At 48.3% G+C, this 24,262-nt stretch carries 22 protein-coding genes; 7 read left to right on the top strand and 15 right to left on the bottom strand.

The window, feature by feature from the left end; genetic code table 11:
• Window positions 1–84: 84 nt before the first annotated feature.
• Window positions 85–1,140 carry a hypothetical protein gene (locus ACYVEA_RS03390; RefSeq protein ID WP_461111907.1) on the bottom strand — a complete coding sequence of 352 codons (1,056 nt, stop codon included), beginning with the start codon at window positions 1,138–1,140 and terminating at the stop codon, window positions 85–87.
• A 10-nt stretch (window positions 1,141–1,150) separates the two neighbouring features.
• The gene (locus ACYVEA_RS03385; RefSeq protein WP_461111906.1) at window positions 1,151–2,602 is read right to left on the bottom strand and encodes an MBOAT family O-acyltransferase; all 1,452 of its coding nucleotides are present in this window, start codon (window positions 2,600–2,602) and stop codon (window positions 1,151–1,153) included.
• A 209-nt stretch (window positions 2,603–2,811) separates the two neighbouring features.
• On the opposite strand from ACYVEA_RS03385, the gene ACYVEA_RS03380 reads away from it, so the two are divergent.
• Together ACYVEA_RS03380 and ACYVEA_RS03375 are read left to right on the top strand one after the other, a co-directional pair.
• The gene (locus tag ACYVEA_RS03380; protein WP_461111905.1) at window positions 2,812–3,084 is read left to right on the top strand and encodes a hypothetical protein; all 273 of its coding nucleotides are present in this window, start codon (window positions 2,812–2,814) and stop codon (window positions 3,082–3,084) included.
• A gap of 58 nt (window positions 3,085–3,142) precedes the next feature.
• On the top strand, window positions 3,143–3,478 hold the full coding sequence (locus ACYVEA_RS03375) for a hypothetical protein (RefSeq protein WP_461111904.1): 336 nt from the start codon (window positions 3,143–3,145) through the stop codon (window positions 3,476–3,478).
• A gap of 56 nt (window positions 3,479–3,534) precedes the next feature.
• Here ACYVEA_RS03375 and ACYVEA_RS03370 read toward each other — a convergent pair whose 3' ends face one another.
• The 5 genes from ACYVEA_RS03370 to ACYVEA_RS03350 all read right to left on the bottom strand — a co-directional run bounded on the left by ACYVEA_RS03370 (window position 3,535) and on the right by ACYVEA_RS03350 (window position 7,717).
• Window positions 3,535–4,737: a DUF748 domain-containing protein gene (locus tag ACYVEA_RS03370; RefSeq protein WP_461111903.1), complete on the bottom strand. Its 1,203-nt coding sequence runs from the start codon at window positions 4,735–4,737 to the stop codon at window positions 3,535–3,537.
• 92 nt (window positions 4,738–4,829) lie between these two features.
• On the bottom strand, window positions 4,830–5,606 hold the full coding sequence (locus tag ACYVEA_RS03365) for a pentapeptide repeat-containing protein (RefSeq protein WP_461111902.1): 777 nt from the start codon (window positions 5,604–5,606) through the stop codon (window positions 4,830–4,832).
• A gap of 141 nt (window positions 5,607–5,747) precedes the next feature.
• Complete coding sequence (locus tag ACYVEA_RS03360; RefSeq protein ID WP_461111901.1) at window positions 5,748–6,095, bottom strand: hypothetical protein; 348 nt, start codon at window positions 6,093–6,095, stop codon at window positions 5,748–5,750.
• A gap of 84 nt (window positions 6,096–6,179) precedes the next feature.
• On the bottom strand, window positions 6,180–6,977 hold the full coding sequence (locus tag ACYVEA_RS03355; RefSeq protein ID WP_461111900.1) for a PD-(D/E)XK nuclease-like domain-containing protein: 798 nt from the start codon (window positions 6,975–6,977) through the stop codon (window positions 6,180–6,182).
• A gap of 86 nt (window positions 6,978–7,063) precedes the next feature.
• Window positions 7,064–7,717 carry a hypothetical protein gene (locus tag ACYVEA_RS03350; RefSeq protein ID WP_461111899.1) on the bottom strand — a complete coding sequence of 218 codons (654 nt, stop codon included), beginning with the start codon at window positions 7,715–7,717 and terminating at the stop codon, window positions 7,064–7,066.
• A 256-nt stretch (window positions 7,718–7,973) separates the two neighbouring features.
• On the opposite strand from ACYVEA_RS03350, the gene ACYVEA_RS03345 reads away from it, so the two are divergent.
• The 4 genes from ACYVEA_RS03345 (at window position 7,974) to galU (ending at window position 11,060) form a co-directional block, all read left to right on the top strand.
• Window positions 7,974–8,369, top strand: a complete 396-nt coding sequence (locus ACYVEA_RS03345; protein ID WP_461111898.1) for an XRE family transcriptional regulator — start codon at window positions 7,974–7,976, stop codon at window positions 8,367–8,369.
• Window positions 8,370–8,482: 113 nt separating this feature from the next.
• A complete protein-coding gene (locus tag ACYVEA_RS03340; RefSeq protein ID WP_461111897.1) occupies window positions 8,483–8,953 on the top strand; it encodes a hypothetical protein in 471 nt (156 codons plus the stop codon).
• A 160-nt stretch (window positions 8,954–9,113) separates the two neighbouring features.
• Entirely contained in the window at window positions 9,114–10,109 is a 996-nt protein-coding gene (locus ACYVEA_RS03335) for a mevalonate kinase family protein (protein WP_461111896.1), read from the top strand.
• Window positions 10,110–10,193: 84 nt separating this feature from the next.
• The gene (gene galU, locus ACYVEA_RS03330; RefSeq protein WP_461111895.1) at window positions 10,194–11,060 is read left to right on the top strand and encodes a UTP--glucose-1-phosphate uridylyltransferase GalU; all 867 of its coding nucleotides are present in this window, start codon (window positions 10,194–10,196) and stop codon (window positions 11,058–11,060) included.
• 47 nt (window positions 11,061–11,107) lie between these two features.
• Here galU and ACYVEA_RS03325 read toward each other — a convergent pair whose 3' ends face one another.
• Window positions 11,108–13,270, bottom strand: a complete 2,163-nt coding sequence (locus ACYVEA_RS03325) for a sialate O-acetylesterase (protein ID WP_461111894.1) — start codon at window positions 13,268–13,270, stop codon at window positions 11,108–11,110.
• A 556-nt stretch (window positions 13,271–13,826) separates the two neighbouring features.
• On the opposite strand from ACYVEA_RS03325, the gene ACYVEA_RS03320 reads away from it, so the two are divergent.
• A complete protein-coding gene (locus ACYVEA_RS03320; protein ID WP_461111893.1) occupies window positions 13,827–15,347 on the top strand; it encodes a sulfatase family protein in 1,521 nt (506 codons plus the stop codon).
• Between the two features lie 124 nt (window positions 15,348–15,471).
• Here the strand turns inward: ACYVEA_RS03320 and ACYVEA_RS03315 are convergent, their stop codons facing one another.
• From ACYVEA_RS03315 to ACYVEA_RS03285, 7 genes are all read right to left on the bottom strand, one after another.
• Window positions 15,472–17,721, bottom strand: coding sequence for a sialate O-acetylesterase (locus ACYVEA_RS03315; RefSeq protein WP_461111892.1), 2,250 nt, complete (start codon window positions 17,719–17,721; stop codon window positions 15,472–15,474).
• A 404-nt stretch (window positions 17,722–18,125) separates the two neighbouring features.
• On the bottom strand, window positions 18,126–19,895 hold the full coding sequence (aspS, locus tag ACYVEA_RS03310; protein ID WP_461111891.1) for an aspartate--tRNA ligase: 1,770 nt from the start codon (window positions 19,893–19,895) through the stop codon (window positions 18,126–18,128).
• 122 nt (window positions 19,896–20,017) lie between these two features.
• Window positions 20,018–21,487: an amidohydrolase gene (locus ACYVEA_RS03305; RefSeq protein ID WP_461111890.1), complete on the bottom strand. Its 1,470-nt coding sequence runs from the start codon at window positions 21,485–21,487 to the stop codon at window positions 20,018–20,020.
• 173 nt (window positions 21,488–21,660) lie between these two features.
• A complete protein-coding gene (locus tag ACYVEA_RS03300; protein ID WP_461111889.1) occupies window positions 21,661–22,284 on the bottom strand; it encodes a 4'-phosphopantetheinyl transferase family protein in 624 nt (207 codons plus the stop codon).
• Window positions 22,281–22,538, bottom strand: a complete 258-nt coding sequence (locus ACYVEA_RS03295; RefSeq protein WP_093826630.1) for an acyl carrier protein — start codon at window positions 22,536–22,538, stop codon at window positions 22,281–22,283. The genes ACYVEA_RS03300 and ACYVEA_RS03295 overlap by 4 nt, the downstream gene beginning before the upstream one ends.
• A gap of 7 nt (window positions 22,539–22,545) precedes the next feature.
• Complete coding sequence (locus ACYVEA_RS03290; RefSeq protein ID WP_461111888.1) at window positions 22,546–23,817, bottom strand: beta-ketoacyl-[acyl-carrier-protein] synthase family protein; 1,272 nt, start codon at window positions 23,815–23,817, stop codon at window positions 22,546–22,548.
• Window positions 23,810–24,256 carry a 3-hydroxyacyl-ACP dehydratase FabZ family protein gene (locus tag ACYVEA_RS03285; RefSeq protein WP_461111887.1) on the bottom strand — a complete coding sequence of 149 codons (447 nt, stop codon included), beginning with the start codon at window positions 24,254–24,256 and terminating at the stop codon, window positions 23,810–23,812. Before ACYVEA_RS03285 ends, ACYVEA_RS03290 begins: the two co-directional genes overlap by 8 nt.
• Window positions 24,257–24,262 lie beyond the last annotated feature (6 nt).

Raw genomic sequence — 24,262 nt, 5'->3', positions numbered from 1 at the left:
AAGGGGACTTTTCCCATACTCGAACAAAGTCCCCTTCGGGGGATTTAGGGGGTTTCAGACAACGTTTCACACAAGCCAGCGGCATTAATCGTGATCGCTGGACCAGGTAGCCGCCAGCTGATTAACCCGGCGCAGCCAGAATCGCTTCCCTTCCTTATTCCAGTGGCCATCGCCAAGATGGTACCATTCCGGGTGTTGCCGCAACGTATCAATCATGGTCAGGATTGGTGCCTGTAAGCGTGGATTGGCTTCAATGCGCTCGATCTGGTGATTATATTGACCATAGGTTGGATCCAGAATCGTTACCTTATTGGGGATCATACACACATAAACTTCATCGAAACCCATGTGCAGGTAATGTTGCCGGATAGTGTTTAAATTGGTGACCAGCGTATCGAGTCGTTGATCTGACAGTGGGCGAAAGGCGCTGAGGATGTAGTCGTTATTGGCTTCAGGCTGGTAAAAAAGGTGCTTTTTATCCTCAGAAATAACGGCTCCCGGCACTCGTCCAAACAGATCGAGCAGTAGCTGCGCTTTCATCTCTTTAAACCAGATGAACGGTCTCGTATTAAACAGCAAAAACTCAAGCCGTTGGTTTATGTCACTAGCGAAACGGGCTAATAACCAACTCTTTACGGTGTTTTCTTCAACGGGGTTTTGCTGGGCAACAACCGGCTGGGCCGTCTGGGCAAACCCGTTCCGAATGTATATTTTTTCATAGTCGGGCTTATATAAACGTTCCTGTAGAACGCGCTCGATAAACTCAATGACCAGAATATTTTTTTTGGTTGTATCCAGTTTGGCAATGGTTGGGTGATCTTTTTCACCGACCCAAACGTGCATGTTACGTCCACCCGCGTAGTAAACCGTATCCATTGCCGTGAAGCTGTCGCCTATTGTATACAGATGCACATCCTTATGCTTTTTGGGAATGTCGGCGTCAACCAGATTAGTATTTTCGCCGAAATTCGCTTCCCGAAAGGCTCTGAGGTTGGTTATGTTATATAAATCCCCATGACTGTATTGGTTGGGAATCAAGTGTTTTTGGTCCAGCCAGCGTTGTGTTTCTGGCGAAAGCGCTACGAAGAGGATGGCGCCTGATGCAACCAGGGAAAACCATTTTAATACGTTACTGATCATCGCGTTTCGGTCAGAACTGAAAGTAAATGAATTGGTTGGCCGTAAAGACGCCGAAGAAATAGCAGATAAGGATCAATACGGGTATCGCGATCCAGAAATCCCGGTTATTCGCCCGTTTGATAAACGAAATCCAGCGGTTTTCTACCAGCAAACCAGCCATTAATAAAAAGCAAAAAATAAGTTCGGCGGGTTGGATAGCTGCCTGAATGGGCTCTGTGTAATTGAACGACAATATTTTGCGTAAAATCATAAACGCATCACCCGTGGTATTAGCCCGGAAAAATACCCACGTTAGGGTAACCAGCGTAAAGGTCAGCAGTTGGTTCGTTAGATGGCCGAGGTTGACAAAACTAAAGCTGCTTTGTTTGTATTTTACCTGTGGGGATGCCGGCGTAATCGGGCTTTGCTTGGACCAGAGCTGTCCCACTACCAGGTAAAACCCGTGCAGAAGGCCCCAGATAATGAACTTCCAGTCGGCACCGTGCCAGAGGCCACTCAAGCCAAACACGATAAACGTATTCAGATACGTTCGTGGGGCTGACCGGCGGTTTCCACCCAGCGGAATGTAGACGTAATCGCGAAACCAGGTAGATAGCGAAATATGCCAGCGACGCCAGAAGTCGCTGATCGACGCGGCCAGATAGGGCATGTTAAAATTCTGCATCATCTTGATGCCCAGTACGTTACCCGCACCAATGGCAATGTCGGTATAGCCCGAAAAATCGCAGTAAATCTGAATCGAGTAAAAGACGGCTGCCAGCAACAGTGTCGAACTGCCCGTTGTGCTGGCATGGCTAAAAGCCGGATCTACCACCAGGGCCATGCGGTCGGCAATGACCACTTTTTTGATAAATCCACCCGCCATTTGCAGCAACCCATGACGAACCCGAACCCAGTCAAAGGCATGAAAATGACGGAACTGGTGGAGCACATTCTGCGGCCGTTCAATAGGCCCCGCTACTAGTTGCGGATAGAAAAGGACGTACAACGCGTAAATGCCCAAATTTCGTTCTGCCACTTGGTTTCCCCGGTAAACCTCGATGGTGTAGCTGATCGACTGAAAGGTGTGAAATGACAAGCCGATGGGTAGCAAAATTCCCGGTAACAGCTCGCCCATCATAGGAATGGGATTCTCCTTGCCGAAGCTGTGCAGCATCAGCGTAAGTTGTTCATTGAAGAAATCGTAATATTTGAAAAAGACTAGCAGCCCAATATTCGCTACGAGGCTGACAATCAATAATAATTTTCGGCGAGCGCCCTGCGATTGTTCAATATAGATGCCGGCAACGTAGTCAATCAGGATAACGCCCCCCAGAATAAGCAGGTAAGCCGGAATGAATGCCATGTAGAAATAACAGCTGGCAATCAGGAGCAACACCCACCGTCCACGTAGCGGTAAACTAAAGTAAGCCAGTGTGGTGAACGCAAAAAATAATAGAAAATGTAATGAATTGAAGAGCATTACTAGCGTTACGGGAAAGAAAAAAGACTACAAAGGAATCACTATATTAAGTGGGAAACAAATTTGGTTACACACTGATCATAAGGTGATTGGTTGCTTTTTTGACACAAATATAGGTGTAGAACGAGTTTATTGAACTTAAACCTAGCTGACGGTATAACTTTCACTACGTATTGGGAGTTGTGAGAAAACAGCAATTACTCATGCGTATGAAGTATACCCTATGGCTCAGCTTATTGCTGACGACTGGATTGTTTACCCAGGCTAATCAGGCTGTTGCCTTCTCAAAATCGATCTTACTGGTTGATACGTATCAATCCGATCAGGGGCCGGTAAAAAACAAGAAAACGCCTAAGGGGGTGCAACAAAAAATGAATACCAGTATGGATTCGACTTCGCCCCAAAATCGGAAACAACGGCGACTCAACCCTGATTCACTACGTCGGGGTGGCGCCACGAAAGTTGACACCGTCCGTCGGTAAACGGGTAACGCAGGCTAATCTGCTTTTGATTTTAATTACCAGAAAACAACGAAACGTTATGATCAAGTTAGTAATTGGTGCCTTGTTTGTGGCTACGACAGCCTTTGCCCAAAAAGCCCAGACACCCTCAGATAACAAACGAGCTGGTGTAGCCGAGAAGGCATCCGGCTCAACAGAATCGACAACCCGGTCTCAATCAAAAACGGCCGTTGCTGCGTCAACGCGCCCATTACCACAACCTTCGCTGAAGGAGAAACTGGAAAGTGGCGATCGAGCTATTCCCAGTTATAAACAGGAGAAAGACGCAGGGGTCCACAAAGTAAGGCCCAAGTATGAACCACGACGAACAAAGTCGGGAGCGCGTACGGACACGATGAAATCGACCAAACTTTAATAGCCTGACATGAAACGTCCCGAAACTTTAGAGCTTTCGGGACGTTTCATGTCAGGCTATTTTTCTTTTTCCCGTTTTGCTTTGCGCTCGGCCTTCCGCTTGGCTCGTTTTTGCTGCCGTGCCTCTTTCCGCTTGGCTCGTTCGGTTTTTCGCTCTGCCTTTCGTTCGGCCCGTTTTTCCTTGAAGTCTTCTTTAAACGTCTTGAACGCATCTTTCAGCGTGATGTTATTGTCGAACTCACCGCGAAAGGCTTCAATGTAGGCATTGCGCAGTACGCCGAAAATCGTTGGCCAGGTGGCTGTTTCGATATTTTCGATGGTGCCGTTGAGCGGGATGCGCGTCGCTACCTGATCGCGTTTCTGGTTTTTTAAGATGGCCGTTCCCCCCTGAGCAAGAAGTTCGGTAAAGAATTTACCCACCGACCGGCCTTCGTGTTCATTAATTTTGAAGATTTTCATCCCTTTGGTCAGAGGCTTTATGTAGCCATTCAGTTTACTGTTGAGCATGGCCATCTCACTGTAAACGCTAACCGTGCCGCGCTCGAAGTCGAGGTTGGCATATTCACGAGCTAAGGGATTGAGTTTAACTAACTGAAGATTGCTGAACCGGAGTTTATAATCTAGATCGGGGACAACTTTCAGCAAGTTCATATTGGCATCGAAGTTCATCGTTCCACCATAGCCCGGTACGTCTCCCGAGGCTGTTACCGGAGAGGGGAGTTTGTTGTCCTTGTCTTCAACGTTACGAATGTTTCGAATTTCACCCTGAAATTTCTGGAGCGATAAATCTGCCCGCGGCTGGGTAATTAAACTCGTCAGGTTGACTTTGCCATTGATGACCGCAAACCGGTTGATATTAATCGGCAACAGCTTTTTCAAATAAGCCGTCCAGTCTACTTCGGCCCCCGTCTGGCTCTGGGATTCACTTTCGCTAAAGGCGAAGTTGATTTCAGGCTCGTAGCACTCCACTTCGCTGACTAATTTCCCTTTAAACAGCGATTTCCACTCGATAGATAAATCGGTTTTGGGAACAAACAGAAAGGGTTCCTTGATTTTGCCGTTGATCTTGCGGATACGTAGATCGTCGAGCTGGTAGGCGCCCCGGATAAGGTGAATATCAATATCTTCGACGTGGCCGGTATAGTCGCCCATATCGGCCAGGGTTTTATTAACGTAGCGGAGTACGAAATATGGCAGGAGCAGCCGGGCAATAATTAATAGAACGACAAGCGCAATCAGAATTTTGGTTGTGCGTTTCAAAGTGTTGCATGATTGGTGTAACGTTTTACTTAACACACAGACAGCCCCCTAAGGTTTTGAAAATCTTAGGGGGCTGTCTGTGTGGCACTTATTTATCGGTTACTCGGCGAAAACTTTCGGCCGTCGAGTGTTGCGTATTTGAAATCGGTTGAGCCATCAAAACGGGCCTCATCGAAACTGGTGCCGCGGGGCAGGTGCGTATATTTAAAATCGGCATTCCGGTTAAAGCGAGCCTGTTTGAAACTAACGCTTTCATCGAACTTCGTGTATTTGAAGTCCGCATACTGCTCAAACGCTACTTTCTGGAATGACGATGACTCATCAAATTTCGTGTATTTGAAATCCGCATAGTCCCGGAACGTAGACCCGCTGAAATCGGCAGCATTGCTGAATTTGGCGTATTTGAACAGCGCTACGTCACGGAAGGTGTTATCGGTGAAAATGGCACGTTGCTGGAAGTGTGAGTATTTGAACGTAGCATCGTCGTCAAAGGCGCAATTTTCGATCGTGACCGCTTCATTGAAGTCAGCATTATAAACTGTATTGTTTGTTTTTAGGATTTTTCTGTCCTGATCTTCAGTGTAATAGGCGAGAAATTTTCCTTTAAACGTGCAGTTCTTGAATGTAATCGGTGATTCCACCACACTCAGAAATTCCCGTGAATCACCTTTCCAGCTACCTTCTCTTACTTCTTTGCGGTTGGCTAAATTGGTCAGATCCAGATCACCCGTGATGGTGGCATTTTGATACGATACGGCTTCTTTTCGATTAATTTTTGCAATAATATCTTTGGCATCAACGGTTGTTTGGGCCAAAGCAGGGGCCAGCGCTACAAAGGCAAGCAGGAGGGACGCAATGAATAGTTTCATGGGACGTTATTGGTTGTGTTTTTTTAAAGATGCAGTTTAGTAAAAGAACGTTGCGTGAGTGCTAAAAACAAACCCGTCGATTCTACATTGAGAATCGACGGGTTAAAGATTATTACAGGCTACAGCTTTCCAGCCGGGTTACTATTCCAGCCACATCACTTTTTCATAAGCAACTTCATAGTCCATTTCTTCGAGGGGAACTATCCCGGCAAAATGCCCGGTTTCGTCGGTTCGAATAGCGTTCCATCGGCCCGATGCATCACGTAACAAAAGACGATAGCCATAAAGCGGATGTAACGTATCGCTATCCGTGCGGTGATCCCACCCGGTTTGTAATTCTATGGCGAAGGCAATCCGGTCCATTACTTCATGCATTTGACCCGCCAGACTGTCGGCTCCATCTAATTCCTCAATCCATAGCACCAGGCCATCGGTGCCCCAATCAAAATGGAGCTGAGCGGGTGTTAAGGTGATAATCGAAGCGTTCATAACGTTTTAGGGGGTTACGGTTTAGGTTTTCAGTAGCCAGCACCAGCCAGCCAGAAACCGTAAACCGAATACTATAAACCAATATCAAGCAAGCATCTGCAAAGCCGGCGTTGTAATGAGCTCTGTTTCTTGTTCTTCGCGCCATTTACGGAGCCAGAAACGGTATTTTTTTCGGCCATACTCCATAAAGCCCGGAATCGACGTTGCTTCTACGGCAAAGAGCCGGTGCGGGCGTTGTTTCATAATGCCAATAAACACGAATCGAAACTGCCGCGTCATATCCCACTCCTGGCTATCGGCATGGCGCAGGCTGTCTACGTAAAAAGCTGCCTGCCGATCATAATCGTACGTGTAACATGATTCCAGGAACTGGGCCTGTGTTCGGGCAGAGGTAGTTTTAAGATCAATGATCAGGGCGTTACGTCGTTTCTGGCTGGTATACACCATATCCAGTCGCGATTTGCAGGCCACACCCGTCGTTGGCTCTGTAAATAACACCACGCGCTCCCGCTCCGACAGGCGCAGATACCGTTTACAGAACGCATCCTGCCGAATCGTTTGCATCAGTTTTTTTAATTGCTCTGTCTGGGCGGGTGCTAAGGCATCTGACGCGGGTTGTGTCAACGGGTCGACCATATCGGGCAGAAACTGCGACAATACGGTGCCTACGGTTTCGGGTTCAAGCAGATGTTGATGAAAAGCACGCCCAAAAACCTTCGTTTTCTCCGGAATGAATCGCGAAGAAGGCGCCGACCAATAGCCCAGATGTTCTTCCTTTAATCGCGTTAAATCAGAGTTAGAAACACGTAGCAGTGAACGATACTCATCGCCCGGCATAAAGAGTGGCGAAACTGCTTGTCTGGAAACTGGGGAAGCTAACATAGAATCAATATTTACGTGCACAGATCGGGTAGGTATCCCCGCCGTGGAAGGGATACCTACTTAAATAAAACCTCACTTTTTACAGATTAACCCACCGACAGCAGGTGATTGTCGGCCTCGCCAAGTTCTTCAACCGGGACGGCGAACGGGTTATAGTAGTGCATTGCCGTTTTGATGTTGGCAATGTCGGTAAGCGTTTCCTGACGGAAGATTTTCACTTCCTGCGCAAATTGCTTCAGTTCAGCTGTTTGCTCGGCGTTGCCGATCTTGTAGGAGAACGTAGCGATGTAGTACACGCCTTTGGGTTGAACTTTCGTATATTCTTTTTTCTCGGCAACGGCGGTAATCACTACGTCGGCCAGGGTCAGGTCGTCATAGTACAGCGGTTCGATGAGTCGGAAAATATTATCGACGGAATAGCCATGAAACAGCAGGGCCGACACGCAGTTTTTGTCGTCGATAAAGAAAATCTCTGCCCAGTTTTTGGTGCCCATGTTCAGGATATTATCCGTGAAGATGCGCCAGGCAATGGGCTGAAAGGTGAGGGTACGGCCTAGCTTTTCCGTACCATTGATATTGAACACACCTTCCTTCGCATCGAAGCGATACTGGCGCGGATGGCCCTCCAGATATTTGTACTTATTGACCACCTCTCCGGTCAATTCATTAATCTTTTGGTACGGTTTCAGAGCGATATCGCTTTGAATTGTCGAAAGTTGGCTTTTGTTTTGTGTGTTCATTAGTATTTGTTGTTTACTGTTCAAGCAGGGGACCCATTTTGCGGTCCCTTTTGCCTTTTTAAGGGCCTGTGTTTACAGATATAAAATTACACAAAACTGTGTAAAAAACAAGTCCACTCTGTAAGTATTTTCGGGGTTGAATAGAGGGGATAATTTGGTGCTTTTTGATGGCTTAGGTTTGATTTTTGGCGGCTTCTGTGCCATCTTCAGGCATACGTTTCGTTTTTATCGTTTCTTACACAGAATAATGTAATTTATGGCTATTCATCTCCGCCTGCAACAGCTAATTGATACGCTCGACATTAGCGTTCTGGAATTTGCCCGGCAGTTGGGGGAGCATCGGGGCGAAAAAGTTTATCATATTTTGCACGGTCGGCTGAAGCCTCGTTACGACACCCTCGAAAAAATTTTAATAGCCTATCCGCAGGTCAATGGAGACTGGCTTATGCGGGGAGAAGGTATGATGTTTAAGGTCCTGAATTCACCGTCAGCAGCCATCACAACTGAGGAGCGGCTCCGTAATGTAGAGTTCCTGCTCTTTCAGCTCAACGAGCGCGTCGCTTTGCTGCAACAAACCAATGATCAACTGCTGGCGGAGTTGAAGGGCTTGGGGCGAGGGGCGTGGGGCGAAGAGCATGGGTCATCGAAATGAGCGAAGTTGCTTCTTACCTATGCTCTTCGCCCTGCACCCCATGCCCCAAGCCCCCTGCTCCATGCTAAACAACCTCCCGCGTTTCAGGTTATATAGAAAAAACACGTAACGCTATGGCAACGACATCACCATTCGATCCAGATAAAGTTGATCCCGAATTCTATTCGAAAGACCCGCAGCAACATGGCGATTCCGATTTTGGTCGTGAATCAGAAGGGGTTGGTACGAATTCCTACAAAGATTCTTCGTCGGGCATGGATATGGACACCGAAAATTTAGACATAACACAAGACACCCGCGAGGCCAACCTTGGCGTAGGTCGCGCGGGTGAGCCACATAACAGTAGTCTTGGTACCGATTCGGAATGGGACGTTAACGCTGACGCTATTTCTGAGGTACCGAAAGGCCAGATGATGAGTGATGAATCTGCAAAGAAATTAAGCGAAGTGGCAGAAAATCCATCCGATGATGCTTTGTTCCACCGGGCCGACGCTACGTATCTCGAAGAAGGCGACGATCCAAATGCTGGCTACGACCCTCACAATGTGGGCTATGACGGGAAGGACAAGGAGACGTCGAAATAAGGTACTGCATAAAATTGAGTAGATAAGGCGACCGGGAATAACCCGGCCGCTTTTTTTTATTTGGTAGCATACACTCATCAGGCATCTTTATGATGAAGATTCTTTCGTAAACTTGTCGTTTAATTGTTACGCCAAGGGAGAACGTCTCCACCCTACTGTTTTGCTCATCGAAACCCGTGCCTATGCCCGGGCGGGCTTGCTCGGCAACCCGTCCGACGGCTTTTTTGGTAAAACCATTGCCATTACCGTCCGCAATTTTGGGGCGTCTGTTACGCTCTATCCTTCCCCCGAACTGCAGATTGAACCCCAGCCGCAGGACACGAACGTGTTCCGGAGTTTGCACCATCTGCGCGATTCCGTCAGCATGCTCGGGTATCATGGCGGTGTTCCCTTGTTAAAGGCAGCCATTAAAAAGTTTGCCGAATACTGCGAAGCGCAACAGATTCGATTACCCAATCAGAATTTTTCGATTCGCTACAATACGTCCATTCCCCGACAAGTTGGTTTGTCCGGTTCCAGCGCGATCATTGTGGCTACCTTTCGAGCGCTCATGCAGTTCTATGGTATTGAGATTCCGCTGCCCATACTCCCTAATTTAGTGCTGGCCACCGAGTCTGAAGAACTCGGTATTACGGCTGGTTTACAGGATCGCGTTATCCAGTGTTATGAGGGGTGTGTTTACATGGATTTCGATCGGGCCACTATGGAGAGCCAGGGATATGGCCACTACGTACCGCTAGATTCGCGTCTGTTGCCTAAATTATACATTGCCTATAACACAGATCTTGGCAAACAATCGGGGCGTGTGCACAACGATGTGAAGGCACGATGGCTGAAAGGTGAGCCGGCCGTGGTTGAAACCATGAACGCTATTGCCAACGTAGCGCGTGAGGGGCGGGAAGCTATGCTCCGTCAGGATACTAACGCGCTGAATGAACTTGTCAACCGCAATTTCGACCTGCGGTCCCAGATTTATACAATCAGCGATCGGAATCGAAGCCTCATCGAGACGGCACGCGCCTGTGGTGCATCGGCCTCTTTCACGGGGTCGGGCGGCTCCATTATCGGTCTTTACCGGGATGATGCTATGCTGAATCGCTTGTTTATTGAACTTAGAAAAGTAAATGCCCGCGTTATAAAGCCTTATGTAATGTAGTATGGGGCCAAGGGCGCGGGACAGCGGGTAAAAACGATAGTCCGCTGCTCCATGCTCTTGGCCCCATGCCTACGCTCCATGCTCATGATCAAAAAAGCCGTTATTCCCGCTGCCGGACTTGGAACCCGGTTTCTACCTGCCACAAAGGCCCAGCCCAAAGAGATGTTGCCCATTATTGACCGGCCGACCATTCAGTACGTGGTGCAGGAAGCCGTTGACTCGGGTATCGAAGATATTCTGATTATCACGGGTAAAGGTAAACGGGCTATTGAAGACCATTTCGACCGAAACTTTGAACTCGAAACCCGGCTCGAAGAAAAAGAAGATCAGTTGCTTCTCGATGAAATGCGTCGGCTATCGGACATGGCCAACCTGCACTACGTTCGTCAGCGCGAATTGAACGGGCTGGGTGATGCCATTCGATACGCTCGTCATCATGTGGGTGATGAACCATTTGCCGTATTGCTGGGCGATACCATTATGGATTCCGTTATTCCCGTTACGCAGCAATTGATTGATACGTATGCGCAATACGGCTGCTCGGTCATTGGGGTTGAAGAAGTGCCTCACGACAAAGTCAACCGATATGGCATTGTGGGAGGCAAGTCGTTGAGCGACCGAATTCTGGAGTTGGAAACATTAATTGAGAAACCTTCCCTGGCAGAGGCTCCGTCAAATTTAGCTATTGCTGGCCGCTATATCCTGACGCCCGAGATTTTTTCGATGCTGGAACAAACGCCAGCCGGTAAAAACAACGAGATTCAATTAACGGATGCCCTGCTATTGCTGCTGAAGCGGGAGAATCTTTACGCGCATCGGATTGAAGGGAAGCGTCATGACATTGGAAATAAACTCGATTTTCTGAAAACAACCGTCGAATTTGCGCTTAAGCGGCCCGAGTTTGCAGATAAATTTCGAGCCTTTCTGGAAGAGATTATTCGGAAAGACTAAAGAAGGCCCTGCACTGCGGGGCCTTCTTTAGTAAGAATTGGACCGGGTTATTTATTGAAATAATCAATTCGAACACTACTTGAGTTATTGTTGATCTGCTCCTCATCGCCACTTCCTCCAACAATAATCTGACTGAAGGTGAGGGTGCCTCTGGTTTGACCAGGTGTTAGCAACGCTGTTAAGCCAAAAGCAAGCTTGCTACCGGCCTGAATGACCTGATTCGTCGTCAATACGTAGTAGGAAGGATCACTGTTATTAAATGTCCAAGCATTATTCTGGACACTGCGGCCACCTATATCTGTGGCTGTTGGATTGAAACTTATGTTAACCAGCGGATCTTTGCTGACATATACAGTGATCTGTCCGCTGGTGGCTCTGGAGTTTATTTCTAAAATATTGACTACAAGGGAAGAGTTAGTAATGCCATATTGGGTAGATGGCAGGGCGTAACTAATGGACGTCAGATCAGGAGGGGTTATGGGCGCTATTGGCTCCATCGGATAATAAATAATATTGCGTCCGTCCAGAAAACGAAGTTCATACCATAAACCTGCTCCCGTGTCCCCCTGCCGACGTATTGAGTATCTATATAAGCCTGGTGATACACCGCCGAGCCCTGCCGTTATGGGCGGGTAATTGCGAATATAATTGAAGTCACCAAACGAATTATAGTCAGGTGATTGATTACTGGGCGGCACGAGATTCCAGCCCGAATCGGAGAAACTTCCTCCATCGATACGTTCAATTCGGACTTCTACGGGGGCGGATGCCTGTACCGTCGCATAAAAACCATAGGTACCAGCTTCATACCGATACCCCCATTTCTGGATAACTGGATCGCCTGTACCACCACTGGCCGTAGGTAGACGGAATATAGCAAAGGCAGGGCTGGGTGTGGCCGACTGTTGAACGTTGAATGGCTCGCCTAATGTCCCAAGTAGAACCGGATGGGTAGAGCGCGTACGCAGTCTATACTGGCCGTTGGCTAGGTCGGTAGGTATGGTTACCAGGATTGGATTATCAGTACTGGGGCCAGATTCGTAGACGGTGGCTCCATCGCTTACGCGGACAATCTGTGCAACGTACTGATTATCTGAATCATGGGCATCGCTACGTACCGAGGCTACCGCAATGGTTTCTCCTTGCCGGCGGGTGAGTGGTAAGGTATATCCGCTGGTGATGAGGGCTGCCGGATCATTGGGCAAAAAGGGGGCCGCATTCTGGAAAAAGGAAGTCGATAAATTCTGATCCCACTGATCTGTAAAACGATACAGGCCAGCGCCTTTAAAGTGTGTGTAATCGGGTCGATTGTCTGTGCCGGTAATATTGTCGGACTCCGGGCCCGGAAAGACATTCGGTACGGCTGAAATAAGTTGGTTTTGAGCCGCAATAACATTCGAATCGGACAAGCCATCAATGTAACTCGCCCGCGACATCATCCAGGGAAGTGAGTTACCGCCAAGTTGCTGACGGCTTTTCTCAATGACGTTCTTGATATTATTGAAATACGTTGTGGTAGGTGTTCCCCGGTCACTCTCCCCCTGATGCCAGAGAACAGCCCGGGCGCCCGTGCGAAGGATGTAGTGTAACAAGGTTGCGCCCAACCGACGATAAACGGATGAGTTCGGCGTAGTTCCGATGGTGCCCGTTGCCGATAGGTTCCATTGACTGCTACTGCTACCACCCAAGGCTGCCCCCAAAAACAGAACGGGTACATTGAGCCGCTGCACAAGCCTGTCCCCTAAAATGCCCCATATGTGTGGCGGCTGGCTTGGCCCAATATTCGTTCCATAACTGATGTGACTGAACCGAAGTGGCAACGTCTGTTCACTCAGGCTGTCTTGCTGGAGATCTACACAAGACACCCGATCTTCGGACGCATTGGGCACTCGCTCAAAACCACCGAATACATTTGACTGGCCTGCCACAACAAACACTTCGCCAACACCCACGCGATTTACCTGCGTTTGAGTTAGCACAGTTGACCCCGATTTCGCCCGCACGTCCAGACGATACCAGCCTGCTGCTACGGTTACCTGTCCCCGAAAAGCCGATGACCCACTGATTAAACCCAGGGATGTCCATGCCGTTTGACTCCCTTGCCCTGTAGTCAGCGGTACAAATCGGGCTTCAACATTGGAAGTTGTTAACGGTGCTGTACCGGTTACCAAAATAGCAGCCTGATTGTTTAAACCGCGTTGAAAAACCATTCTGGGTACCGGACTGGTAATATTTATTTGAGCAATCGTTCTAAATGAAAAAAGAATAGTGATTGCAAGTAGTATAAATTTAAGTGAACGTAATTTCATATGAATAAAATGAACTATTTGAAAACTGGGAAGTAGGCTATGCCTAACAGGCGACTATTTTGGGCACAGGATAGGGGCAAGCTTTGCCAATACGGGTTGTCAGTGGTTTAGGTGAGTGTTACGTAATTAATTGATTTGTAGCAGGCTAATGATGCATATTTGCGTAGGAAACGTTGATCCACCTGGCTTAGTAAGAAGAAATCGAGATGTGTGACCTGTTGAATTGGTGAATCATATTGTTGATAAACCGCAGCGGCTACCGAAAGACGATTATACGGATAAGATAGCCTATAGAAGCAATCGTTTGTTTTTTATTTTTTAATGTCATAATAGATTTACCGGCAAATCATAATGCAATTTACTAAAAGGTAACTTATTTTTTACTCAATTGCTAATAAAATATGTTATTGTCTACATGTAACTTATTATCTATAAAGCATTTACTTATTTTTTAGCTATGCGTTTTGTTTCACTACGTGCCACCAGTAGTATGTCTTCAAGGCCTTCCCTCCTTGTATTCTTTGTACTTCTGCCATGGATAGCATCGATAATTGGAAGTAGATCCCAGGCACAAACAGAAAGCCATCTGGCTGCTGCAAGACCGAATATTGTTCTGATCGTAGCGGATGATCATGGTCTCGAAACCGTTGGTTGTTACGGGAACCCCACCATCCGAACGCCCCGTATTGATCAGTTGGCAACTGAGGGAACGCGTTTTTCGCATGCTTTTTGCACCACCGCCAGTTGCAGCCCCAGTCGATCGGTATTATTAACGGGTTTGCATAATCATGCTAACGGAATGTATGGTCTGCAGCATCAGGAGCATCATTTCAGCTCGTTTGAAACACTACGTTCATTGCCTGTCTTGTTAGAACAGGCTGGCTACCGAACGGCCCGAATTGGCAAGCTACACGTAGCACCAGAGCAGGTATACCATTTCCAGCGAGTTCTTAAGGCTGGTGGCGTCAACGATCCGGCGTCGATTGGTCGTAGTCCGGTAGAAATGGCCCGCGAGTGCTATTCGTTTATTGACGAAAAATCGAATAAACCGTTTTTTCTATATTTTGCCACTGATGATCCGCACCGGAGTAATAGCGTAGCACCTGATGGTTCGCCAATATTTGATGGATCGAAACCTAACCTTTTTGGCAATCGACCTGGTGGGTATCCACAGGTTGGCGACCATTTCTACCAACCTCGGGACGTTCGGGTACCCGCCTACCTGCCAGATACCAAAGCCTGCCGGGCCGAATTGGCTCAATACTATGAGTCAATCAGTCGTCTTGACCAGGGTGTCGGTCGTCTGATTGACTACCTGAAAGACACTGGTCAGTACGATAATACAGTAATTATTTATTTATCAGATAATGGGGCTCCCTTTCCGGGCTCAAAAACGAATGTATACGAACCTGGGATGCGTTTGCCGTGTATTATTAAATTACCGAAACCACAGAGACCCGGGTTTGTGCAGGACGCAATGATTTCGTGGGCTGATATTACACCTACCCTGCTGGACATGGCGGGTGCTCAGCCCACTGGGTTACGGCAACAAGGGCGTTCGTTTAAGTCTATTATTGAGCAGGACAACGTGGCAGGCTGGGACGAGGTTTATGGATCTCATTCCCTACATGAAATAACGATGTATTATCCCATGCGGGTGTTGCGTGAACGTCGGTACAAATTGATTGTCAACCTCGCTCACTCGTTGTCCTACCCTATGGCACTTGATCTTTATCAGTCGTTCACGTGGCAAGACATTATCCAGACAAAGCAGAAGCAGTTCGGAAAGCGAACGGTTGCCGCTTATCTGCATCGGCCTCGCTTTGAACTATACGATCTTCAGACTGACCCTGACGAAATACATAATCTAGCTGCGAAGCCTGCCTATCAAGCTAAATTGACGCAAATGCAAGCTAAACTCAGGCGCTTTCAGCAGCAAACACATGACCCTTGGATTGGTAAATGGGTGACCGAATGATGCAGATTCTGGAAACTAAATATGGGCTCCTTTGCCGTATTTACCCAGGCTTAAGGGCTACGTAGTATTGGCCTTACAACTAACCAGGTTCAGTCCCTACAGCCTGGTTAGTTGGCTAAAATCGTTAATAACCAAAATAGTCAATTCTATCACTGTCGGAGTTATTATTGATATTCAATTCACCTCCACTGCCCGCCAAAATGGTGGCGCCCAAGGTTAAGGTGCCCCTGGTCCGGCCGGGCGAATATACGCCAGTAATACCCACCGAGAGTTTGCTTCCACCCTCAATCACCTGATTCGTAGTCAGTAGGTAGAAGTCGGGATTGGATGTTTCATTAAATGTCCAGGCACTGTTTTGGGCAGACCGATTGCTTACAATAATACTAGCAGAAGAAAAGCTTATTTTAACGAGCGGATCTTTGGGGATATAGATGGTAATCAGCCCATTAGTAGGTACGGAATTTATTTCATAAACATCGACCAGCATACCGAAGTTTGTCATACCATTCTGATTATAATACTGGGTATAAACAATAGGTACCAGATCGGGAGCCATAGTTTCCATACGCTGATAGAGCGTATTCCGGCCATCCTGTACAGTTGTTTCGTACCAGAAGCCTGCCCCTGTATCACCCTGTCGTCGTACAGACAGCCGATAGCGGCCCGGCTCAACGCCACCAGATGATGGGTAGGGAGGGGGGTAATTAAGAATCCTGTTATAATCGGCAAAATCGGTGTAATCAGGAGCCTGATTGCTGGGCAATGCCAACTGCCAGTTCGAGCTATTAAACCCTCCTCCATCAATCCGCTCAACCCGCCCTTCTACCGGGACGTCGGATTGCGCCATCATGTAGAAACCATGGCTGTCACTCTCATACCGATACCCGAACCGTTGTAATGCCGGGTCAGCTATACCGCCAGCAATGGGAGCTACAATAGCTGGAGAATTAGTTGATGGTGTAGCAAAATAGTCCACCGTGAAGGGTTCGCTGAGCGTTCCGGTTATGGCTGGATGAGTCGAAACGGTTCGTACCCGATATTGGCCGTCGGCTAAATTCCCGGGGAGGGTTAATGTAAGCGGATTGGCCGTCCCCTGTGGTGAAGAACTGATTACACTATTGTCGGAAGCCCGTAGCAGCTCTACAAAATAAGCATTGTCTGCTTCATGAGCATCACTACGTAAGGAAGGTACCTGAATCGTTTCACCCGCCCGACGTTTTAGGGGAAGTGCATAACCGTCTGTTATCAGTGCCGACGTATTAGGGGAAGAAAAGGGAACTGAACGAGCAAAAAAATCATCCGTCAGCGCCTGATTCCAGCGGTCCGTAAAGCGCGCCAGCCCATTGTTGGCAATATGAACATTATCGCCAAGGCGATTGTCGGGACCGATTAGATCGTCGGTAGATGGACCGGCAAACACATCATTAACCTCCGAAACAAGGCGGTTTTGGGCGGCAATGACGTTGGAATTCGTTTGTCCCTGTGTATAACTCACCCGCGATATGACCCAGGGCAGTTGAGAGAAGCCTGTTTGTTGTCGACTCTTCTGGATAATGGATTGAATATTGTTGAAATACGTAGCATTGGACGAACCAATATCACCCTCGCCCTGGTGCCAGAGAACGGCCCGCATTCCGGTTCGGGCAATGTAATGTTGCAAAACAACACCCAGACGCCGATATGGGAACGGCTGTCCCGATGCATCCGTGACACCCGCTGCCGACTGTTTCCATTGATCGCTGGAGGAGCCAGCCTGAGCTGCTCCCAAAAAGAGGACAGGTACGTTGAGTCGACTAACAAGTTTGTCACCCAGCCCAGCCCAGATGTGGGGAGGCTGGCCCGGCCCAATACTGGCACCATAGCTGGCATGGCTGAAAGCCAACGGTAACAATTGCTCATCGAGGCTGTTCTGACGAAAATCCAGGCAGGACACCCGGTCATCGGCAGCACCCGGTTCGCGTTGGAAACCGCCAACTGCATTGGATTGTCCTGATATAACAAATACTTCGCCAACGCCCACTTTGGTGACCTGTGCCTGGCCAACCACCATAGATCCTGCTTTTGATTGCACCTCTAGCCGGTACCATCCAGCTTTTGCTGTTATTAATCCCTGAAAAGCTTTAGACGAAGGTAAAAAAGCAAACGTTGTCCAGTCTGTACTTTGCCCCTGTCCATTAGCCATAGGTATAAGTCGGGCTTCCACTGTTGTCGCTGCCGATGAAGCTAGCCCTGATACAACTATTGTGGCTTGGTTGGCCTGATTCCGTTGGAAAACCATCCGGGAGACCGGATTCGTGATGGTAAGTTGTGCAAAGGAAATGTTATGTACTAAACAAAACATAACACCCCAGAGGTAGAGGTTGCGTAGATTCATGCAAAGTCGTTGGATAAGCGGTAATAGGTAACATATACTAAATACTTACGCAGGTTTGCACACTTCAGTTTTTAGTGCAATCAAAAATTGATCTACGTAATTGCTGATTAAATTGATCCGGTAAAGTGTATTACTTTTTCCCCAGATCGTATTTTACCTTTCAACTATATTGACATTTGGTACTGCTTTCTTAATAGAGAATCGCCGTAGCTTTTCACTTCATTTAACCAAGCTTTACTTACACAGACGATGCACAAACCGTAATGTCACGGCTATAATTTCTTGGAAGGGGTGGATAAGATATAAATCTAGTCTAGCAAAAGTAAGCCAATATGACAATACTTGTACTAGACTAGATTTGTTTTTTTTACTATTATTAGATAATATTAACTATTCGTTATCATTTAAGCTTTAACAGTAGCAATCTTTAACTCATTCAATTGTGCCTGACTGATTGGTGATGGCGAGTCGATCATAACATCGCGGCCCGAGTTATTTTTGGGGAAAGCAATGAAATCACGGATCGAGTCGGCGCCACCAAAGAGTGAACATAGCCGATCAAAGCCGAAAGCGATCCCCCCGTGGGGTGGTGCCCCAAATTCGAAGGCATCCATCAGAAAGCCAAACTGTGCTTTTGCTTCTTCATCCGAAAAACCCAGAATGCTGAACATCCGGGCCTGTAAGTCACGGTTGAAAATTCGGATGGAACCACCGCCTACTTCGGTTCCGTTGATGACCAGGTCATAAGCATTGGCCCGAACAGCGCCTAAGTTGGAGTCGAGCAAAGGAATATCCTCTGGTTTTGGCGACGTAAACGGGTGGTGCATGGCAAACCAGCGATTGTCTTCTTCGCCGTATTCCAGCAACGGAAAATCGAGCACCCATAACGTACTGAATACGTTTGGATCGCGCAGGCCTAGCCGACTGCCCATTTCCAGACGTAGTTCACTCAACTGTTTGCGGGCTTTAGCACAATCGCCCGAAATGATCAACATCAGATCGCTGGGCTTCGCACCGAAGTGAACAGCCCAGGCTTTCAAATCGGCTTCTGAATAGAACTTGTCAACAGACGATTTCAAGGTGCCATCCTCGTTATACCGAACGTAAATCAGGCCTTTCGCGCCAATCTGCGGGCGTTTAACCCAATCTGTCAATTCGTCGAGTTGCTTACGGGTGTAATGCGCACAACCCGGCGCATTGATACCTATCACTAATTCGGCTGCATCAAATACGCCAAAGCCTTTGCCCGACGTCATGTCGATGGTATCAAATGGTCCTTTAATTTCCACGAATTCCATACCAAAGCGCGTATCGGGTTTGTCGGAACCGTAGCGATGCATGGCGTCGGCATAGGTCATGCGGGGAACTGTAGCCATATCAATGCCTTTAACCGCTTTGAACAGATGACGTACCAGCCCTTCAAACATGTTCAGAATATCTTCCTGCTCCACAAACGACATCTCACAGTCGATCTGGGTAAATTCGGGCTGGCGGTCGGCGCGAAGATCTTCATCGCGGAAACACTTCACAATCTGATAGTACCGATCAAAACCCGATACCATCAGCAATTGCTTGAACGTTTGGGGCGACTGCGGGAGCGCATAAAACTCACCGGGGTTCATGCGGCTTGGCACCACAAAATCCCGCGCTCCTTCGGGCGTCGATTTGATGAGTACCGGCGTTTCGACCTCAATGAAATTCTGGCCATCCATGTATACCCGCGTTTGCTGGGCCATGCGATGGCGTAGTTCGAGGCTTCGGCGAACCGGATTCCGGCGAAGATCGAGGTACCGGTATTTCATGCGCAGATCGTCGCCCCCGTCGGTTTCATCTTCAATCAGAAAAGGCGGTAGTTTGGCCGGGTTCAATACCTGTAAAGCCGTTACCTTCAGTTCAATATCGCCCGTTGGTAGGTTTGGGTTTTTCGACTTCCGCTCGATCACCGTTCCCGTTGCTTTCAGGACAAACTCGCGGCCAAGCGATCGGGCAATGGTGAAGAGTTCGGGAGCTGTCTGCCCGTCTTCGAGCAAAAGCTGGGTGATTCCGTAGCGGTCGCGGAGATCGATCCATAATACACCACCCTTGTCGCGGATGGTTTGGACCCAGCCAGATAGGGTGGCGGTTTTGTTGTCGTCAGTAAGGCGGAGTTCCCCGCACGTATGCGTTCGAAGCATTTTTAAATAAGCGAAAGAGTGAAAGAGTGAAGTTGCTCTGCTGGAGCGGAGCAACTTCACTCTTTAAATTCTGCCGCAAAGGTACGGACAAACCTATAAGGTTTCTAAACTAGGTTTCGTACTTATTTCCGATAATCCAGAGCTGGTTTTCTAGCGCCAAGCAGTGCTTCGTATTTAAAATCAGTACCCCGTTTTTTGACCCATTCAGCGCGGGCCTTCTCAATAAGGGTGGGTGTTTTATACAGATCCAGGGCTGTCAGGGCGAGCGTTTTGGCCGCCACGATCATGCCTTTCTGGCCAATGCTCATGCCACTGGCGGCTGTAGACTGCCAACTGTGAGCCGATGAACCGGGCACCCAGGTAGCCGTTGATAAGCCCACAGTCGGTACCACCCAACTGACGTCACCCACATCCGTAGAAGCACTGCTGGTGGTGGTTTCGGTGGCTGTGCGGAAATCTTTCACCTGCGCTGCGTCAGTAACCGCCACTTTCTGTTCCCCAAATGTTTCACTGATTTTCTGGGCGAAGGCTGTTTCTTCGGGTGTATAGTTCACACCACCTACCGTTGTGAGGTTTTGGTGCATTACTTCCGCCAGCGTTACGTTAGGGAGTAGGTTATAAACGCCCCCGAGCACCTCCCATTCTACTTTCGTGCCAGTGCCTTGTGCCGCTCCCTGAGCCGCATTTTCAATCCGTTTCCAGACGCTCTGTAAAATATCACGGTCTTTATGACGGGCATAATAATAAACCTCCGCATAAGCGGGCACTACGTTGGGGGCTTCTCCACCTTTGGTGATCACGTAGTGAATCCGGGTGTCGGATGGAATATGCTCGCGCATCATGTTGACCATATAGTCCATCGCTTCCACCCCATCCAGGGCCGACCGACCCCGCTCGGGCGAGGCAGCCGCGTGAGCCGCAATGCCCCGAAATCTGAATTTGGCGTTTTTGTTGGCCAGCGACGTACTGGCGTCGGCCGCGTTTTGTGCGCCCGGATGCCAATGTAGTACTACGTCCACATCGTTGAACAAGCCTTCCCGCACCATGTACACCTTACCAGACCCACCTTCTTCAGCCGGACAGCCGTAGATTTTGATGGTTCCTGAATGACCCGATGACTTAAGCCAGTCTTTTATCTCAACGGCAGCGGCCATAGAGGCTGTACCAAACAGATTATGGCCGCACCCATGTCCGCCTTTCTGACCGGCGATAGGCGTGAAATCGGGTTTCGCTTCGGTAGCCAGACCGGGCAGGGCGTCGTATTCACCCAGGATGCCGATAACGGGTTTTCCTGTCCCATAGGTCGCGACAAAAGCGGTTGGGATGCCCGCCACGCCGGTTTCTACCTTAAAACCTTCCTTTTTCAATTGCTCTTCTAGCAGGGCTGAACTTTTTTCTTCCTGATAGCCCAGTTCGGCAAAATCCCAGATTTGTTTGGAGATACTGGCGTATTCAGGGAAACGTTTGTCAAGATCGGCGATGATGGTTTGCTTGTCTTTGTCGGGTGCTGGTACCGCGGCTTTTTTGGCTTTAGGTTGAGCGAGGGCAAGTAGCGGGAGCAGTAAAGCCGCCGTGAGAAACTGTGTTTTCATGTGGGTTGCAGTCAGATGATTGGTGTTGCGAATTGATAAAAATAAGTCAAAAACGCTGGCTCAGCAATCCTATCGACGCTATGTTATAGTTACTCGCCAAATAATACCCAATTATAATTGGTTGCGATCCTAAAATACAGCCGATATATAGGTCCCGAGGTGAATTGAACAGTTTATTCTCTTGCAACTTCCATGGCTGAAAGTTCGATGACATATGCGCCGTAATGGCCGTGGTGGCTGATGCTAAGCAGGAGATTTAATTTCGTTCCTTCCGTATCGTCGATACGTAATGTTGGCACACCTGATTCAGTTTTGTGGATATGAATCGACGTTTCGGGAATGGAAAAATGAGTAGCGCAATGCTGTTTTATTGCGTTTCGGATGCCCATACGCTGCGTTTGATACGCAGTATCGTTAAATGGGATAATTACTTGATTTTTAGGCGGAAAGACGGTCCCCAAAGATGCCACCGTCGCTACGTATTGATTTGTACGTATGGACTGCGTGTAATGCGTTCCTTCATACGAAACGACTCCTTCAACGGCTTCTGGATAGGAATTAGTAAGCTGACAGGCTATTTTCTGAGGAGCAAAAACGCGTTTTCCTGTTTGTCGGATTATTAGTTTATAAGCACTCTCTTTCATACTCCACAGGAGCCAAACCATACCGTCTGGATCGTTGGCCGTGTGAATGAGCTGCTGTTCATGAGCCGTAAAAACTTTATCCAGAAATCGGGCTCGTCGCCAATTGCTTTCCTGTTTCGCCTGCGCCAGGTCAACAATGTCATTGCCGATCATTTGGCGGCTAGTTTTTCGGTAATAATGTCGATCGCAGCGCCTACGGTAAGCATACGTTCCATAGAGGCATTGTCAATCTCTATGTCGAAGGCTTCTTCCACGTCCAGCACAATGTCAACGAGGTTTGCCGAATTTACTTTTAGATCTTTTATGAAGTCCGTATTCTCCGTTACGTTTTCGAACGCCTGTTCATCCTGAACGTAGGGTTTTACGATTTTTTTTAGCGTTATAATTAATTCTTCGTTCGTCTGCATAGCGTGTTTACGGTTGAAATTTCCTGAAGATAACGCAAGCATTTACATCGCCAAACCCAAAGTTGGCTTTTGCAATGACATTGATACGTTTCTGAATGAGCTGATGCGGAATTCGATCGGGCGCGATGATGGCTGAAATATCGGGATGCAGGTCTTCGCAGTTGAGTGATGGGTACATGAAGTCTTCGGATAATTCCAGAACTGCGGCTACACATTCAATGCTACCGGCTGCACTCAGGCAGTGGCCAACCATCGACTTCAGGGAATTAACGTAAGGAAAATCATCTCCGCTACGTTGCAGAGCTTCACTCCAGGCAGTTATTTCGGCCGAGTCTTTACTCGTGGCCGTTAAATGCCCGTCGATAAGATCAATGTCTTCTGACTGAATACCAGCCTGTTCCACGGCTTTTTGAATGCAGCGTTTTACCGCCACCGCGTTGGGAGCGGTCATAGAACCCCCGCCCCGTTGACCGCCGGAGTTGATATGGCCGCCCAATACTTCGCCATAAATGCGGGCGTTACGGGCCAGCGCACTGTCCAGCGATTCCAGGACAAGCGCCCCGGCGCCACTGCCGGGCACGAAGCCGCTGGCCGACGCGCTCATGGGCCTGGATGCCTGGTGCGGAGAATTATTGTATTGGTAAGGCATCACACGCATGGCATCGAATCCCCCCCAAACATAGGGACCATGATCGTTGCAGCTACCTGATACTATGCGTGTTGCATACCCATTTGCAATGCGGTCGTAAGCCAGTAAAAGCGCTTCGGTTCCGGTAGCACAAGCCGACGAATTAGCCGTGATCTGATTGCCGCAGCCCAGTATGCCGCCCAGGTAAGCGCTCACCCCACTGGTCATCGTTTGTAAGACAACCGTGCTGCCCAGCCGTCTGACCTGTCCCTGATCTACTTTATAAATGGATTCCCGAAACTTGTCGACGCCCAAAACGCCGGTTCCGAAGATAACTCCGTTCTCCCAATCGGGCTCGTCGGTGGCTATGGGAAGCCCCGCGTTTTGCCAGGCTTCAACGCCTGCTATGACACCATACACAACGCCACTGCTATTGAGTTGACGCAGTTGCAATTCCGTAAAGTATTGATGTTTAATGGCCTCTGTAACCGGAGGGATGCCGCCCACCTGACAGGAAAACGTTAAGTCCGCTAACTCCTGTAGAAAAGAAATACCGCTTTTGCCTTCTTTGATAGCGGCTGAAAAAGAAGGGATGCCTACTGCATTTGGAGCCGCTACGCCAAGCCCGGTTATAACGACTCGATTACGCATGATTGTTTGCTTTCATCATTCCTGAAATAGTGCCCCGGCAGACCAATTCCCCGCTGGTATTGACCATCTCCACTCTACATTTCAATTTATTAAACCGGAAGTATTCTTTTACTGACCGAACCGTAACTGTTTCGGTTGGAAAAACAGGTTTATAAAAATCCATCTGGGTGGATGTCATGGCGATTTCTATATTAGCTGTAAGTGAGTCGTTTAACAGGAAGATTCCCAGGCAAACGACGCCTATCTGCGCCATAACTTCTGTCAGAATAGCACCGGGCGTTACGGGTTTATCTTTAAAATGGCCTTCGTAAAAAAAAGAATCGGTAGGAAATGTATAGCTGCCTTCGACACCATTCTCCGTGATGGCATGCAACTCATCAACAAACAGAAAGGGTTTGTTGTAAGGAAGCTTCGACTGGATATGGGTAAAATTTTGCAAGCGTTT

It is taken from the genome of Spirosoma jeollabukense (assembly GCF_054777855.1).
This window is presented reverse-complemented; position numbering and strand designations above follow the sequence as displayed.